Raw genomic sequence first — 14,821 nt, 5'->3', positions numbered from 1 at the left:
ACAAGCCGGGATCGGTAACATCGGGCACATCAGTACAGACATCAGTACAGCGGGTAGGGGGACACTTTGCGGCACGCGCGCGACTTCGCCGTCACCGTGCTGGTGCTGGGCCTTCTCGGGGCGGTCGCCGGTGTCCTGTGGTCGATGCTGGCGCCGCGCCCGCCGTACGTCATGACCGGTCAGGGACCCTTCCTGGCCGATCCCTCGACCCAGGCGCTCATCGCGGCCGACGGCTGGTTCGCCGTCATCACCGGCGCGCTCGGGCTGGCCTGCGGCGCCGTCGGCTACAGCCTGTCGCGCAGCGCGCGCCCGCTCGCGGTGGTCCTCGGACTGGCCGGGGGCGGCCTGCTCGGGGCCTACCTCGCGTTGCTGGTCGGCGCGGCCGTCAACCTCGCCCCGGCGACCATCACGGCCTCGGGCAGGACCTCCTCCTCCCTTTTCCCCGGCCCGCTCGGCCTGACCGCCCACGGCGTGATGCTCGCCTGGCCGCTGCTGGCCGTCGGGCTCTTCTTCGCCCTGGAGGGCATCGCGGGCTACCGCGACTCGCCGCTGCGCAGGCCGTTCGGAGGGCAGGACCCCTACGGGCCGCTGTCCGACTACGACATCAGCGGCCGTTAGGCCGGCGGCGGCCCGGCGGCGGCCCGGCGGCCGGTCTCGGCCACGACGGCGGGACGGCACGGCGGTCAGAGCGGCGGGGGCCTGCGGGTGCCGTGGCCGGTGGCCCGTTCGAAGGCGTGGGCCAGCCGCAGCACCCCCATGTCGTCGAACGGCCGCCCGATGATCTGCACGCCGACCGGGAGCCCCCCGGCGGTGAACCCGCAGGGCACGGAGATCGCGGGGGCGTGCAGCACGCTGATCCAGTAGGCCGAGCGCATCCAGGCCAGGTAGTCGGGCATCGGCTCGCCGTTGATCTCCGAGACGTACGGTGCCTCGACCGGGAACGGCGGCACCTGGCTGACCGGCGCCAGCAGGAAGTCGTAGGTCTCGAAGAAGGTGTTCATCCGCCGGTAGAGGCCGCTGCGCAGCCGTTCGGCCCTGGCCAGGTCGGCCCCGGTGAGGCCGAGGCCCTGCTCGACGTTCCAGCGCACGTTGGCGCCGAGCCTGTCGCGGGGCATGCCGCCGTAGGTCAGCGCGTAGTACCACGCCCGGTAGATCCGGAAGGCGTCCTCGGCGTCCGACAGGTTGGGGCTGACCTGTTCGACCCGGGCGCCGAGGTCCGTGAGCACCGCGGGGGCGTCCGCGGTGGCCTTCGCCGTCTCCACGTCGACGGGCAGCCCGCCCAGGTCCGGGCTCCACGCCACGCGCGTACCCCGCAGGTCCGCCTCGAGCGACCCGGCGAACACCGCGCCGCTCTCGGTGATCGACAGGGGGGAGGCGGCGTCGAATCCGGAGATCACGCTCATCAGCAGCGCCAGGTCCGGCACGGTGCGGGCCATCGGCCCCGGCACGCCGAGGGTGAACCAGGCGGCCGTCGGCGAGGGCGAGGGGACCCGGCCCGGCGTCGGCCGCAGCCCGACCACGTTGCAGAAGGAGGCCGGGTTGCGCAGCGATCCGCCCATGTCGGAGCCGTCGGCCAGCGGGACCATCCCGGTGGCGAGCGCCGCGGCGGCCCCGCCGCTGCTGCCGCCGGCCGACCTCGACGGGTCGTAGGGGTTGCGGGTCGCGCCGAACAGCTCGTTCACCGTGTGGGAGCCGGTGCCGAACTCCGGGGTGTTGGTCTTGCCGACCGTGATCGCCCCGGCCTCGCGCATCCGCCGCACCACGGGGGAGTCGCGGACGGGGACGTAGTCGGCGAACAGCGGCGAGCCGTACGTGGTGCGGATCCCCGCGGTCTCCGTCAGGTCCTTGTGGGCGACCGGCAGCCCGTGGAGCGGCCCGCGCCAGTGCCCGCGCGCCAGGTCGCGGTCGGCCTCCTCCGCCTCCGCGAGCGCCCGCTCCGCCACCAGCGTGACGATCGCGTTGACGCGCGGGTTGACCTCCTCGATCCGGCGCAGGTGTGCCTGGAGCAGTTCCACGGCGCCGACCTGCCGGGTCCGCAGCAGCTCCAGCATCTCGACAGCGGTCAGGTAGAACATCTGCCCCCGATCAGGTAAGCCTCCGTGCCGAGTCTTCCCGACGGCCCGTTCCCGGCGCGTCGGCAACCTTCGACAGGATTTCCCGCGTCCTCCCGGTCCGTCAGCCCACCTTGCCGATGGGGGCGGTGGTCGCCTGCGTCAGCCGTACCAGCTCCGCCGGGGCCGTCTCGATCTGCAGTCCTCTGCGCCCGGCGGAGAAGTAGATCGTCCCGAACTCCAGGGCGGAGGCGTCGACCACGGTCGGCAGCCGTTTGCGCTGTCCCAGCGGGCTGATGCCGCCGACCACGTAACCGGTGACCCGCTCCACCTTGGCCGTCTCGGCCATGACGGCCCGCTTGCCCTTCAGCGCGGCGGCGAACGCCTTGAGGTCCAGCTTGCCCGCCACCGGCACGACCGCGACGGCGAGGTCGCCGTCCACCTCGGCCACGAGCGTCTTGAAGATCCGCTCGTACGGCACGCCGAGCGCGTCGGCCGCCTCCTCGCCGTAGGCCTGGGCGCCCGCGTCGTGCTCGTAGGGATGGAGGGTGAAATCGACCTTGGCCTGGGACAGCGCCACGGTCGCCGGGGTCCCCTGACCCCCCTTGTTCCTGCTCTTGCTCACGGGGGGATTCTAGTGGGCCAAATAAAATCTACAACGTAAAGGAGGTGTCCGGATGGTGGACGCAGCAGGAGCCGGTGCGGGACCTCCGTAGACTAGACGGGTGATTTCCCGTACCGACCTGCGCGGGGTCCTGCCGAAGGACCTCCGCGACGTGCTGCCCCGTGCCGAACTCGACGTCGAAGCCGCCCTGGAGAAGGTGCGGCCGATCTGCGAGGACGTGCATCATCGCGGCGCGACGGCCGTGCGGGAGCTGACCGCGCGCTTCGACGGCGTCGAGCTGGCCTCCACCCGGGTGCCCGCCGAGGCGATCGGCCGGGCGCTGGAGGAGCTCGACCCGAAGGTCAGGGCCGCACTGGAGGAGTCGATCCGGCGCGCCCGTCTCGTCCACCACGACCAGCGGCGCACCGACGTCACCACCCAGGTCGTGCCGGGCGGCACCGTCACCGAGCGCTGGGTCCCCGTCGATCGCGTGGGCCTCTACGTCCCCGGAGGACGGGCGGTCTACCCGTCGAGCGTCGTCATGAACGTCGTCCCGGCCCAGGAGGCGGGGGTCGCCTCCCTCGCCGTGACCTCGCCCGCCCAGAAGGAGTTCGGCGGGCTGCCGCACCCGACCATCCTGGCCGCGTGCGCGCTGCTCGGCGTCGACGAGGTCTACGCCGTCGGCGGTGCCCAGGCGGTGGCGATGTTCGCCTACGGCACCGAGGAGTGCGAGCCGGTCACCATGGTCACCGGCCCCGGCAACATCTGGGTCGCCGCCGCCAAGCGCCTGCTCAAGGGCATCATCGGCATCGACTCCGAGGCCGGTCCCACCGAGATCGCGATCCTCGCCGACGCGACCGCCGACCCCGTGCACGTCGCCGCCGACCTGATCAGCCAGGCCGAGCACGACACGATCGCCGCCTCCGTGCTGGTCACCGACTCCGCCGAGCTGGCCGACGCCGTCGAGCGCGAGCTGCCCGGCCAGGTCGCCGCGACCAAGCACGGCGAGCGCGTCACCGAGGCCCTGTCGGGCCGCCAGTCGGGCATCCTGCTGGTCGACGACATGGAGGCCGGGCTGCGGGTCGTCGACGCCTACGCCGCCGAGCACCTGGAGATCCACACCGCCGACGCGCCCGCGCTCGCCGCCCGGGTCCGCAACGCCGGGGCGATCTTCGTCGGCCCCTACGCGCCGGTCTCGCTCGGTGACTACCTCGCGGGCTCCAACCACGTGCTGCCCACCGGGGGATGCGCCTGCCACTCCTCCGGGCTGTCGGTGCAGACCTTCCTGCGCGGCATCCACGTCGTCGAGTACACCCGCGAGGCCCTGGCGGAGGCCGCCGCCCACGTGTGCGTCCTGGCCGACGCGGAGGACCTGCCCGCGCACGGTGCCGCGGTCCGCGCGAGGTTCGACTGGGAGATCCCCTCATGAGGCTCGAAGACCTGCCCATCCGCGACGACCTGAGGGGACGTTCGCCTTACGGCGCCCCCCAGATCGACGTTCCCGTGCTGCTCAACACCAACGAGAACCCCTACGGGCCCTCCGAGGCGCTGGTCGCCGACCTGGCGGAGGCCGTACGGCGCGACGCGGGAGAGCTCAACCGCTACCCCGACCGCGACGCCGTCGAGCTGCGCCGGGACCTGGCCGCCTACCTGGGGCACGGCCTGACCTACGAGCGGGTCTGGGCGGCCAACGGCTCCAACGAGGTGCTCCAGCAGATCCTGCAGGCCTTCGGCGGTCCCGGGCGCGGCGCGCTCGGCTTCGAGCCCTCCTACTCGATGCACCCGATCCTCACCACCGGCGCCTCGACCGAGTGGATCTCCGCGGCGCGGGAGGAGGACTTCGGGATCGACCCGGACAAGGCCGTCGCCGCGATCGAGGAGCACCGGCCCGCCGTGGTCTTCCTCACCTCGCCCAACAACCCGACCGGCACCGCGCTGGACCCGGCGGTGATCGCCCGGATCGTCGCGGCGGCGCCCGGCATGGTCGTCGTGGACGAGGCCTACTTCGAGTTCGCCCGGACCGGCACGCCGTCGGCGCTGACCCTGCTGCCGGACAACCCCCGGCTCATCGTCACGCGGACCATGTCCAAGGCGTTCGCCATGGCCGGCACCCGGCTGGGTTACCTCGCCGCCCATCCGGCGGTGATCGAGGCGCTGCTCCTGGTGCGCCTGCCGTACCACCTGTCGACGCTCACCCAGGCGGCGGCGCGCGTGGCGCTGGCCCACCGGGCCGAGCTGCTCGGCACCGTCGACGCGCTGCGCGCCGAGCGGGACGCCACCGTCGAGTGGCTGCGGGCCAAGGGGCTCCAGGTCGCCGACTCGGACGCCAACTTCGTACTGTTCGGCCGTTTCCCGGACCGGCACGCGGTCTGGCAGGGCATGCTCGAGCGCGGGGTGCTGATCCGCGAGGTGGGGCCGCCCGGGTGGCTGAGAGTGTCGATCGGAACGGCCGAGGAGATGGCGGCGTTCCGCGCCGCCCTGGAGGGAACCCTGTGAGCAGTCTTGCCGGAGCCGAGCACAACCGGCGTTTCGGTCGCGTGGAGCGCGCGACCAAGGAGACCTCGGTGCTGGTCGAGGTCAACCTCGACGGCACCGGATACGTCGACGTGTCCACGGGGGTCGGGTTCTACGACCACATGCTGAACCAGCTGGGCAAGCACGGCCTGTTCGACCTGACGGTGAAGACCGAGGGCGACCTGCACATCGACTCGCACCACACGATCGAGGACACCTCGCTCGCGCTGGGCGCCGCGTTCCGCGAGGCCCTGGGCGACAAGTCGGGCATCCGGCGGTTCGGCAGTGCCTCCTGCCCGCTGGACGAGTCCCTCGCGCAGGTCACGGTCGACCTGTCCGGCAGGCCGTACCTCGTGCACACCGAGCCCGAGGGTATGGCCCCGATGATCGGTCCCGAGTACGACACGACGATGACCAGGCACATCCTGGAGTCGTTCGTCGCCCAGGCCGCGATCTGCCTGCACGTCCACGTGCCCTACGGCCGCAACGCCCACCACATCGTGGAGGCGCAGTTCAAGGCCCTGGCCAGGGCGCTGCGGGAGGCCTCGGAGCTCGACCCCCGCGCCACCGGGGTGCCCAGCACCAAGGGCGTCCTGTGAGCGGATGCCCCGGGAGCGCCCGGCCGGCGGAGGAGGGAACGTGAGCGACAACTGGACGGCCGTCGCCATGGCCTTCATCGCCCTCTTCCTCGTCGGCGGGATCGTCTCCTTCCTCAAGCAAGGGCTCAAGGTGGGCGCGCTGGTTCTGGGCGTGCTCGCGGCCATGGCAACTACCGCGGCGGTGCTCTGGTGGTGAACGTAACGGTTCTGGACTACGGATCGGGCAATCTCCGGTCCGCGGAGCGGGCCCTGGCCAGGGTCGGCGCCGATGTCACGGTGACCTCCGACTACACGCAGGCGATGGAGGCCGACGGCCTCCTCGTCCCCGGGGTGGGGGCCTTCGCGGCCTGCATGGCGGGGCTGCGGGCCGTACGGGGTGACCGGATCATCGACCGGCGCCTGTCCGCGGGCAGGCCGGTCCTCGGCATCTGCGTCGGCATGCAGATCCTCTTCGAGACGGGCGTCGAGCACGGTGTCACGACCGAGGGCTGCGGCGAGTGGCCGGGCACCGTCGAGAGGCTCGAGGCGCCGGTCCTGCCCCACATGGGGTGGAACACCGTCAAGGCGCCCGAGGAGACCGTGCTGTTCGCCGGGCTCGCCCCCGAGACACGGTTCTACTTCGTCCACTCGTACGGCGTGCGCACCTGGGAGCTCCAGGCGGGTCCCGGCTTCACCGACCCCCTGGTCACCTGGTCCGAGCACGGGGTCCCGTTCGTCGCGGCGGTGGAGAACGGCCCGCTCATGGCCACCCAGTTCCACCCGGAGAAGTCGGGCGACGCCGGGGCCCAGCTGCTCACCAACTGGCTGGACACCCTCAAGTGACCCGTCAGGCCCGCCGGAGGAGTCCTCGGGTGAGCCCCCGGTGAGCTCTCCGTGAGCCTCTTCATGAGCCTCTTCATGAGCAAGGAGCGTTCTTCGTGAGCCAGGAGCGTTCCTCATGAGCAAGGAGCGGGCCAGGCGCAGGGCGGCGCGTGAGGCCGAGCAGGCTCGGCTGGCCGCCCTGCGCGCCGAGCGGGATGCCAGGCTGGCGCGGCGGCGCGAGCGTTTGGGTCGCGTCACCGCGCTCCTGCCCCGCAGGCCCGCCAGGATCGCCGTCCAGGGCGGGATCATGGCCCGCCGCCGCAGGGCGCAGAACGGCCTGGTGGCGGTCCTGTTCTTCGTCGTCCAGGCCATCGCCTGGCTGCTGTGGTCCTCCTGGACCGCACGGTTCGGGGTTTTCGTACTCTCGGTGCTGTTTGTGCCGCTTTTTCTCACCCTTGTCTTCGACCGGAGGTCTTGATCAGATGTCGCTAGAGCTGCTGCCCGCCGTGGACGTCGCCGACGGCCAGGCGGTCCGCCTGGTCCAGGGTGCGGCAGGCACCGAGACCTCGTACGGCGACCCCCTGTCCGCCGCGCTCGCCTGGCAGGAGGCCGGCGCCGAGTGGATCCATCTGGTCGACCTCGACGCGGCCTTCGGCCGGGGCTCCAACCGTGAACTGCTCGCCTCCGTCGTGGCCGCGCTCGACGTGAAGGTCGAGATGTCCGGCGGCATCCGCGACGACGCCTCGCTGGAGGCCGCGCTGGCCACCGGCTGCCGCCGCGTCAACATCGGCACCGCGGCGCTGGAGAACCCCGCCTGGTGCTCGAGGATCATCGCCGAGTACGGCGACCGCATCGCGATCGGCCTGGACGTCCGCGGCACCACCCTCGCCGCGCGCGGCTGGACCGAGGAGGGCGGCGACCTGTGGGAGGTGCTGGAGCGCCTTGAGCGCGACGGCTGCCCCCGCTACGTCGTCACCGACGTCACCAAGGACGGCACCCTGCGCGGCCCCAACCTCGACCTGCTCCGCGAGGTCTGCGCCCGCACCGACAAGCCGGTGGTCGCCAGCGGCGGCGTCTCCTCCCTGGACGACCTGCGCGCCCTGGCCTCGCTGGTCCCGATCGGCGTCGAGGGCGCGATCGTCGGCAAGGCGCTCTACGCCCAGGAGTTCACGCTTGAGGACGCCCTGGCCGCGGTGAGCTCCTAGGCGCGCGTCGGGGGAGGACGGAGCACCAGGTGAACGAGATCGAGATGAGCCACCGCTCGGGTTCCCGGGTGTTCAGCGGTGGCGTCTGGGAGGAGCGGTACGGCTACGCCCGTGCCGTCGTGGCCGGGCCGTGGGTGATCGTCTCCGGCTGCACCGCCGCGGTGGGCGGTGAGATCCTGCACGTCGGCGACGCCTACCAGCAGTCGCTGACCGCTTTCGGCGTCGCGCTGGACGCCATCGAGAAGGCGGGCCTGTCCCGGGGGGACGTGGTCCGGGTCCGTTACTTCGTCGTCGACGACGACCACTACGACGAGGTCGGTCGCGCGCACGCGGAACTGTTCGGCGAGGTCCGTCCGACCTGCACGGGTGTGCGGGTCGCGGGCCTCATCGACCCGCGGATGCTGGTCGAGGCCGAGGTCGAGGCATACCGCGAATGAGGGCGGGAATGCCGACAACGAGGAGTTTGGGATGAGTGTCGCGGTACGAGTGATCCCCTGTCTGGACGTGGACGCCGGGCGGGTGGTCAAGGGTGTGAACTTCGAGAACCTCCGCGACGCCGGCGACCCGGTCGAGCTGGCCCGGCGCTACGACGCCGAGGGGGCCGACGAGCTGACCTTCCTGGACATCACGGCCTCCAGCTCCGACCGGTCCACGATGTACGACGTGGTCCGCAGGACGGCCGAGCAGGTCTTCATCCCGCTGACCGTCGGCGGGGGAGTGCGCTCGGTCGAGGACGTGAACAAGCTGCTGCGCGCGGGGGCCGACAAGGTCGGGCTGAACACCGCGGCGATCGCCAGGCCCGAACTGCTGACCGAGGCCTCGCAGCGGTACGGCGCGCAGTGCATCGTGCTGTCGGTCGACGCCCGCAGGGTCGTCGACGGCCCGCCGACCCCGTCGGGCTTCGAGGTCACCACCCACGGGGGGCGCCGGGGCACCGGCATCGACGCCGTCGAGTGGGCCCGCCAGGGGGCGGAGCTCGGCGCGGGGGAGATCCTGCTCAACTCCATGGACGGCGACGGCACCCGTGACGGCTACGACCTGGAGATGATCCGCGCCGTACGGGCGGCCGTCTCGGTGCCGGTGATCGCCAGTGGCGGGGCCGGTTCCCTGGAGCACTTCCCGCCGGCGATCGAGGCGGGGGCCGACGCGGTGCTGGCGGCTTCGGTGTTCCACTTCGGCCAGCTCAAGATCGCCGAGGTGAAGGACGCCCTGCGCGCTGCGGGGCATCCTGTGCGGTGACGTCTCGTTGACGGGTGTCTCGCTGATGGGTGTTCGGTGAGGTGTTGCCGAATGGGCGTTGGGCGGGCGGTCTGGGTTGTTCGCGCTGCGGGGGCGGGTGGTTCGGTGTGTTCGCGCTGCGGGGGCGGGCGGTCTGGGTTGTTCGCGCTGGGGTGGCGGGTGGTTCGGTGTGTTCGCGCTGCGGGGGTGGGTGGGTTGGTTGCTTCCCGGTTCGCGTGAGGGGGGCGGTGTGTTCGCGCGGAGGTGGGCGGGTGGTCCGGCCGGCCGTCGTGGGTTGCGGGCTGGTGGGGTCAGGCCTTCGGCCTGGCGGGCGCGGTGGTTTCTGGCCTTTTATACGCCGGCCGGACCACCCGCCCACCTCCGCGCCATGTGCTCGCCGTACGGCCTGCCCGCCGTAGCCGCTCCCTCTCCGGCCGCCCATCGCCCCCATGGAGGCTGAAGCGATCCGCGGAGCTCTCCGCATGACCGATCGCCGTTGCTGAAGCCTCGCTTTCGAAAGGAGCGCAGGGCCGGCGGGCCTTCCCACCCGTGGGACTGTCGCTTCGGTGAGGCACCTGTTGCCCACCCCTGATCCTTGGGTGGGTTCACGGGTATCTGTGGGGTGGCCCTCTGAGGGGGAACGGCTGGGGGTTGTCGCGGCGGTGTGGAAGGGGGGTGGGTGGCTGAATGGCGTTGGTGTGGGGGTGGTCGCGGGTTTTGTGGGAGGGGGTGGGTGGGGTTTTGGTGGATAATCTGTTACGGATCGAATTGCTAGGCTGGTTGGTATGACCACCATGGCGCCTGTCAGCACCCAACCGGACCTGTCGTTCCTGCTGGACCACACCGGTCACGTCCTGCGGACCCGGATGTCGGCGGCGCTCGGCGAGATCGGGCTCACCGCGCGCATGCACTGCGTGCTGGTCCACGCTCTGGAGGAGGAGCGCACCCAGATCCAGCTCGCCGAGATCGGTGACATGGACAAGACCACGATGGTGGTGACGGTCGACGCCCTGGAGAAGGCCGGTCTCGCCGAGCGCCGTCCCTCCGGCACGGATCGCCGGGCTCGCATCATCGCGGTCACCGAGGAGGGGGCGAGGATCGCCGAGCGGAGCCAGGAGATCGTCGACCGAGTGCACGGGGAGGCGCTGGCCGCGCTCTCCGAGGACGAGCGGGAGGTCTTCCTGAGGGTCATGAACCGCCTGGTCACCGGGCACCTGGCCGTTCCGGCCGAGAATCCCCAGCCGGTCCGGCGGGCGCGTCAGCGGACGAAGTAGGTCTGTTAAGGATCGTCTGTTACAAAACTATCTGCTACGGTCTCTTCTGTTGCCTTCCTGACAGGAGAGACACCATGCCCACGACCCCCGCTCCTTCCCGCTGGCTCGCCCTTGGGGTGATCGCCACGGGAATGTTGATGACCATCCTCGACGGCAGCATCGTGACCGTGGCGATGCCGGCCATCCAAGCCGACCTGGGGTTCTCCCCGGCCGGGCTCAGCTGGGTCGTCAACGCCTACCTGATCGCGTTCGGCAGCCTGCTGCTGCTGGCCGGGCGGCTCGGCGACCTGATCGGCCGCAGGCGCGTGTTCCTGGCGGGCACCGCGGTGTTCACCGCGGCCTCGGTGCTCGCGGGCGTGGCCACCGCCCCCGCCGTGCTGATCGTCGCCAGGTTTCTGCAGGGGGTGGGCAGCGCGGCGGCCGCCGCGGTCAGCCTGGGCATCCTCGTGACGCTGTTCGCCGATCCAGGGGAGCGTTCCAGGGCGATCGCCGTCTTCAGCTTCACCGGCGCCGCGGGCGCCTCGATCGGCTCGGTGCTCGGCGGTGTCCTCACCGACGCACTCGGCTGGCACTGGATCTTCTTCATCAACCTGCCGATCGGGCTCGCGACGCTCGCGGTCGCCGTACGCGTGCTGCCCGCCGACCGCGGCCTCGGCCTCGCGGCCGGAGTGGACGTCGCCGGCGCCCTCCTGGTCAGCGCCGGGCTGATGCTGGGCATCCTCACCGTCGTCAGGGTCGAGGAGTACGGGTGGGCCTCGGCGTCCACGCTCGGTTCCGGTGCCTTCGCCCTCGTCCTGCTCGCCGCCTTCCTCGTCCGCCAGGCCACCGCGAGGGTCCCGCTCATGCCGCTGCGGATCTTCCGCTCGCGCAGCGTGTCGGGGGCCAACCTGGTCCAGATCCTGATGGTCGCCGCGCTGTTCTCCTTCCAGGTCCTCGTCGCCCTCTACCTGCAGAAGGTGGGCGGGTACGGCGCCGCCGGGACCGGCCTGGCGATGCTGCCCGCGGCGGTGGTCATCGGCGTGGTCTCCCTGGGAGTCTCGGCCCGGCTCAACGCCCGTTTCGGCGAGCGCAACGTCCTGCTGGCGGGCCTGGCGCTGCTGGTCGGGATGCTCGTGCTGCTCGCCCGGATCCCCGTGCACGCGGACTACCTCACCGACCTGCTTCCGGTGATGCTGCTCGGGTCGGGCTTCGGGCTCGCCCTTCCGGCGCTGACCGCGCTCGGCATGTCCGGTGCCGGGGAGGGCGACGCCGGGCTCGCCTCCGGGCTGTTCAACACCACCCAGCAGATCGGCATGGCGCTGGGCGTGGCGGTGCTGTCCACGCTGGCGGCCTCCCGGACCGGCGATCTGCTCGCGGAGGGCGGAGAGCGGGCCGAGGCGCTGACCGGCGGCTACCACCTGGCCTTCGCGGTCGGCGCGGGGCTCCTCGTGGCGGCCTTCGCCGTCGCGTTCCTCGTGCTGCGCGGGCCACGGCGGGGGGACGAGGCGGAGGTCTCCGCCTCCGGCGCGGTGGCCTGACCCCTCCGGCGGGCGCGGTCAGAAGACGCGGAAGTGGTGGAAGAGCTCGTAGGCGAGGTCCTGTGCGGCGAAGGCGCGGGCCTCGGAGCGTTTGACCGCGAGGTAGGCGGAGGCGCGCAGGGGGCCGAGGGCGTCCATCAGGACGTCGTCGGCCTCCAGGGCGTCCAGCGCCTCGTCCAGCGAGCGGGGCAGGCGGGCGACCGCGCCCTCGGGCAGGGTGGCGGGGTCGACGTTGACGGCCTCGCCGGGATCGAGTTTTCTGCGGATGCCGTCCAGGCCGGCGTGGATGACGGCGCCGAGCGACAGGTAGGGGTTGGCCGAGGAGTCGGAGGGCTTGATCTCCAGGTTGGTCGACGCCTCGACGGCCGTTCTCATGGGGGAGCAGATCCGCACGGCCGCCTCCCTGTTGTCCATCCCGTAGCAGGCGTAGGCGCTCGACCACATCCTCGGCGCGAGGCGCCGGAAACCGTTCACCGAGCCGCAGGTCAGCGCGGTGAGTGCGGGAAGGTGCGCGATAAGGCCGCCGATGAAACGGTAGGCCGTCTCGGACAGGCCGTAGCGGTCGGAGGGATCGCTGAAGGCGTTGACCCGGAGTTCGGGGTCCCACAGGGAGATGTGCAGGTGCGCGCCGTTTCCGGCCTGGTCGGCGATGGGCTTCGGAGCCAGGGAGGCCCACAGGGACGCGCGGAACGCCACACCCCGTACGGTCTCCCGGTAGATCACCTGGTTGTCGGCGGCGCGCATGGCCGGAGCGTGCCGGATGGACAGCTCCTGCTGACCGTGCCCGAGCTCGGGATGGTAGTGCTCGACCCGCAGGCCCTGTGCCTGCAGGGCACGGACCAGGCTCATGGCGTAGTCGTGGGCCTGGTCGAAACCCGAGGTGGCGTAGCAGAGGCTGTCGTCCGCGGGCAGGAGCCTGTCCGGTTCCCCGTCGGGGCCGGGTACGCGGCGGCCAAGGGTGAACTCGGGTTCGTAGGCGGCGACCGCGGCGAGTCCCTCGTCCGCGAGGACGGCGATGGCCTCGCGAAGGAAGGTGCGCGGGCAGGCGGCCCACGGGGAGCCGTCGGGCTCGCGCAGATCCGCCAGCATGGCAGCCGCGCCCGGGGCGTAGGGGAGGGCGACGAACGTGGCCGGGTCGGGGACGAGGCGGACCTCGCCGACGGGCCCGAGCCGCTCGACCTCCTGGAGCTGGTCGAGCATGTTCATCGCCATCATCGCCACGGTGTGCCCGATGCCCGAGCCGAGCCGTTCCGCCAGCCGGGAGCGCGAGACGGCCTTGCCGCGGATCACGCCACCGTGGTCGGCGTACAGGAAACGGACCAGCTCGATGCCCTCCGTCTCGGTACGTTCGAGAACGCGCCGCTCCGCAGGGTCGAGCGGATGGACCCCGGTGACACCGTAGCGATCTGCCATGCTCTCTGCGTAACACGTCCCGCGGGGGAGTGGAAGCACATCGAGCGGTGATCCGCTGTCACGAGGGGTACGCGCTCCCGCGTATGGCGGGCGGGAGCGCCGAGTGAGACATGTCAGGGGTGGGGCAAACCCCCACCGGCGGTCAGCGCAGCACTCGTGTGAAGAACAGAGCCAACTGGTCTGCCCCCCTCACGATCCCGTCGAAGACTCCGTTCACCGCGTTCGCCGCATCGGCGGGTCTGGTGAACAGATAAAAGGCCACGAACGCCACCGCTACGTAGGTGGCGACCTTCTTGACCTGCATGGGGGGCCTCCTGCTGTTCCAGTCCCAGCCGTTTATACCCGGATTTTAAGGATCTTTGGCATCTTCGGCCCGAGTGGCTCCCGGATTTTTGATGATCATACCTCTCGTACCCCGGTAATCCATGGCCGGATCACAGGATTGGCATGGACCACCTCCGCCATGGTGCGGTGGCGAGGCGATTATGTCCAATCCTGACTGACAGATATACCGGTAGCGCTAGGGAGGCGGCGGGGCCGCGCGGGCCGTGATCGGTGCCGTGAGCAGCGGGTGAGTCCCCTCAGCGCGTCTCCAGGGCGGAGGGTTCGGGGGCGGGCTCGGGCGCGGCGGTGACGTCGGTGGCGGCGACGCGCGGGGACCTGCGTGCGGGGGCGCGCAGGGTCAGCCGTACGGCGACCGCGACCCCCAGCATGAGCAGGCCCGCCGCGCCCAGCGTGAGGCCGTCGGGGCGCAGGAGCGGCTGGCCGCGCAGGGCCTGCCAGGTCACCAGGGCCACGAGCCCGGCGTAACCGGCGCCGCCGATGACCACCAGGCGCAGGCGGACGGCCTGGTTACGGATTCGCCTGGAGAGCAGGGCGAGCAGCGGCATGACCTGCAGGGCGTGCATGCCCACGAAGTGCGGGACGCGCAGGTCGCCGCCGGTGGTGCTCCAGCCGATCAGGGGCAGGCCGGGGCCGCCGTCGGGGACGCCGACGCTGTGGGCTCCGGCGACCGTGGTGGCGACGTCGGCGAGCTGGGCGGCGGTCGGCGGGAGCATCAGCGCGGCCAGGCCCAGGCCGGCGGCGGAGACGACCAGCCCGATGCGGATGGCCCAGGTGCCGACCGGGTCGGCCTGGCGCTCGCGCAGCACCAGGACGGCCGCCACCAGATTGGCGATCATGAGAATCGTGATGGTCGCGCCCATGAGGGCGAAGAGCGAGGAGTCCAGGGGGGTGGAGACGTTGAAGTGACTGCGCCGCCCGCGGACGACCTGGCCGATGATCACCGCCACCTCGACCACGCTCGTGATCGCCAGCACGGTGCCCAGCCACCAGCCCCAGCGTGGCGCCCGGTGTCGCAGGGAGAGAAGCCACGCCCAGGTCAGGCCGTAGACCGTGAAGGAGACGGTGAACTTCAGGGGTTTCGCCCAGATCGGCATGCCGTCGAGAACGCGATGGTCAAGAAGGACGCCGCCGAGCGAGATGATCGTCAGGACGGCCATGATCGCGGACAGGAGGAGCAGTGGGCGATGCCGGCGGGCCATAGGGGGACCTTTCACACGGATAACGGATTTATCTATTATCTATAGCTAAGCTGAAGGCTGACCACAAGAGGAGGCGGTTGT

At 71.4% G+C, this 14,821-nt stretch carries 17 protein-coding genes; 12 read left to right on the top strand and 5 right to left on the bottom strand.

Translation table 11 applies throughout. The annotated features are described in order from the left end of the window. Positions 1-66 precede the first annotated feature (66 nt). Positions 67-618: a hypothetical protein gene (locus tag AB0N02_RS14130; protein WP_363945792.1), complete on the top strand. Its 552-nt coding sequence runs from the start codon at positions 67-69 to the stop codon at positions 616-618. 65 nt (positions 619-683) lie between these two features. Here AB0N02_RS14130 and AB0N02_RS14125 read toward each other — a convergent pair whose 3' ends face one another. Further along, positions 684-2,075 (bottom strand): amidase, encoded by a 1,392-nt coding sequence (locus AB0N02_RS14125; protein ID WP_363945791.1) that lies wholly within the window; start codon positions 2,073-2,075, stop codon positions 684-686. Between the two features lie 100 nt (positions 2,076-2,175). After that, a complete protein-coding gene (ybaK, locus tag AB0N02_RS14120; protein ID WP_363945789.1) occupies positions 2,176-2,676 on the bottom strand; it encodes a Cys-tRNA(Pro) deacylase in 501 nt (166 codons plus the stop codon). Between the two features lie 100 nt (positions 2,677-2,776). On the opposite strand from ybaK, the gene hisD reads away from it, so the two are divergent. From hisD to AB0N02_RS14065, 11 genes are all read left to right on the top strand, one after another. Next, positions 2,777-4,084 carry a histidinol dehydrogenase gene (hisD, locus tag AB0N02_RS14115; RefSeq protein WP_363945788.1) on the top strand — a complete coding sequence of 436 codons (1,308 nt, stop codon included), beginning with the start codon at positions 2,777-2,779 and terminating at the stop codon, positions 4,082-4,084. After that, positions 4,081-5,151: a histidinol-phosphate transaminase gene (locus AB0N02_RS14110; RefSeq protein ID WP_363945786.1), complete on the top strand. Its 1,071-nt coding sequence runs from the start codon at positions 4,081-4,083 to the stop codon at positions 5,149-5,151. The genes hisD and AB0N02_RS14110 overlap by 4 nt, the downstream gene beginning before the upstream one ends. Continuing rightward, complete coding sequence (hisB, locus tag AB0N02_RS14105; RefSeq protein ID WP_363945784.1) at positions 5,148-5,768, top strand: imidazoleglycerol-phosphate dehydratase HisB; 621 nt, start codon at positions 5,148-5,150, stop codon at positions 5,766-5,768. Before AB0N02_RS14110 ends, hisB begins: the two co-directional genes overlap by 4 nt. A 40-nt stretch (positions 5,769-5,808) precedes the next feature. Beyond that, positions 5,809-5,964: a hypothetical protein gene (locus AB0N02_RS14100; RefSeq protein WP_363945783.1), complete on the top strand. Its 156-nt coding sequence runs from the start codon at positions 5,809-5,811 to the stop codon at positions 5,962-5,964. Continuing rightward, on the top strand, positions 5,955-6,590 hold the full coding sequence (gene hisH, locus AB0N02_RS14095) for an imidazole glycerol phosphate synthase subunit HisH (RefSeq protein ID WP_363945935.1): 636 nt from the start codon (positions 5,955-5,957) through the stop codon (positions 6,588-6,590). The genes AB0N02_RS14100 and hisH overlap by 10 nt, the downstream gene beginning before the upstream one ends. Before the next feature lie 115 nt (positions 6,591-6,705). Further along, entirely contained in the window at positions 6,706-7,047 is a 342-nt protein-coding gene (locus tag AB0N02_RS14090) for a hypothetical protein (RefSeq protein ID WP_363945782.1), read from the top strand. A gap of 4 nt (positions 7,048-7,051) precedes the next feature. Beyond that, positions 7,052-7,774, top strand: coding sequence for a bifunctional 1-(5-phosphoribosyl)-5-((5-phosphoribosylamino)methylideneamino)imidazole-4-carboxamide isomerase/phosphoribosylanthranilate isomerase PriA (gene priA, locus AB0N02_RS14085; protein ID WP_363945781.1), 723 nt, complete (start codon positions 7,052-7,054; stop codon positions 7,772-7,774). Positions 7,775-7,803: 29 nt separating this feature from the next. Beyond that, on the top strand, positions 7,804-8,211 hold the full coding sequence (locus AB0N02_RS14080; protein ID WP_363945779.1) for a RidA family protein: 408 nt from the start codon (positions 7,804-7,806) through the stop codon (positions 8,209-8,211). A 31-nt stretch (positions 8,212-8,242) separates the two neighbouring features. Then, positions 8,243-9,013, top strand: coding sequence for an imidazole glycerol phosphate synthase subunit HisF (gene hisF, locus AB0N02_RS14075; RefSeq protein WP_363945777.1), 771 nt, complete (start codon positions 8,243-8,245; stop codon positions 9,011-9,013). 764 nt (positions 9,014-9,777) lie between these two features. Next, positions 9,778-10,266, top strand: a complete 489-nt coding sequence (locus AB0N02_RS14070; RefSeq protein WP_363945776.1) for a MarR family transcriptional regulator — start codon at positions 9,778-9,780, stop codon at positions 10,264-10,266. Between the two features lie 74 nt (positions 10,267-10,340). Next, positions 10,341-11,783: a DHA2 family efflux MFS transporter permease subunit gene (locus tag AB0N02_RS14065; RefSeq protein WP_363945775.1), complete on the top strand. Its 1,443-nt coding sequence runs from the start codon at positions 10,341-10,343 to the stop codon at positions 11,781-11,783. 18 nt (positions 11,784-11,801) lie between these two features. Here AB0N02_RS14065 and AB0N02_RS14060 read toward each other — a convergent pair whose 3' ends face one another. The 3 genes from AB0N02_RS14060 to AB0N02_RS14050 form a co-directional block, all read right to left on the bottom strand. Next, positions 11,802-13,196: a glutamine synthetase family protein gene (locus AB0N02_RS14060; RefSeq protein WP_363945774.1), complete on the bottom strand. Its 1,395-nt coding sequence runs from the start codon at positions 13,194-13,196 to the stop codon at positions 11,802-11,804. Positions 13,197-13,338: 142 nt separating this feature from the next. After that, on the bottom strand, positions 13,339-13,500 hold the full coding sequence (locus AB0N02_RS14055; RefSeq protein ID WP_363945772.1) for a hypothetical protein: 162 nt from the start codon (positions 13,498-13,500) through the stop codon (positions 13,339-13,341). Between the two features lie 277 nt (positions 13,501-13,777). After that, on the bottom strand, positions 13,778-14,740 hold the full coding sequence (locus AB0N02_RS14050) for a hypothetical protein (RefSeq protein WP_363945770.1): 963 nt from the start codon (positions 14,738-14,740) through the stop codon (positions 13,778-13,780). Positions 14,741-14,821: the final 81 nt, after the last annotated feature.

This window comes from Streptosporangium sp. NPDC051022 (assembly GCF_040683035.1).
Classification (GTDB): Bacteria; Actinomycetota; Actinomycetes; order Streptosporangiales; family Streptosporangiaceae; genus Streptosporangium.
The sequence above is the reverse complement of the archived record's forward strand: the minus strand, read 5'-3'. Positions and strand labels throughout refer to the sequence as shown.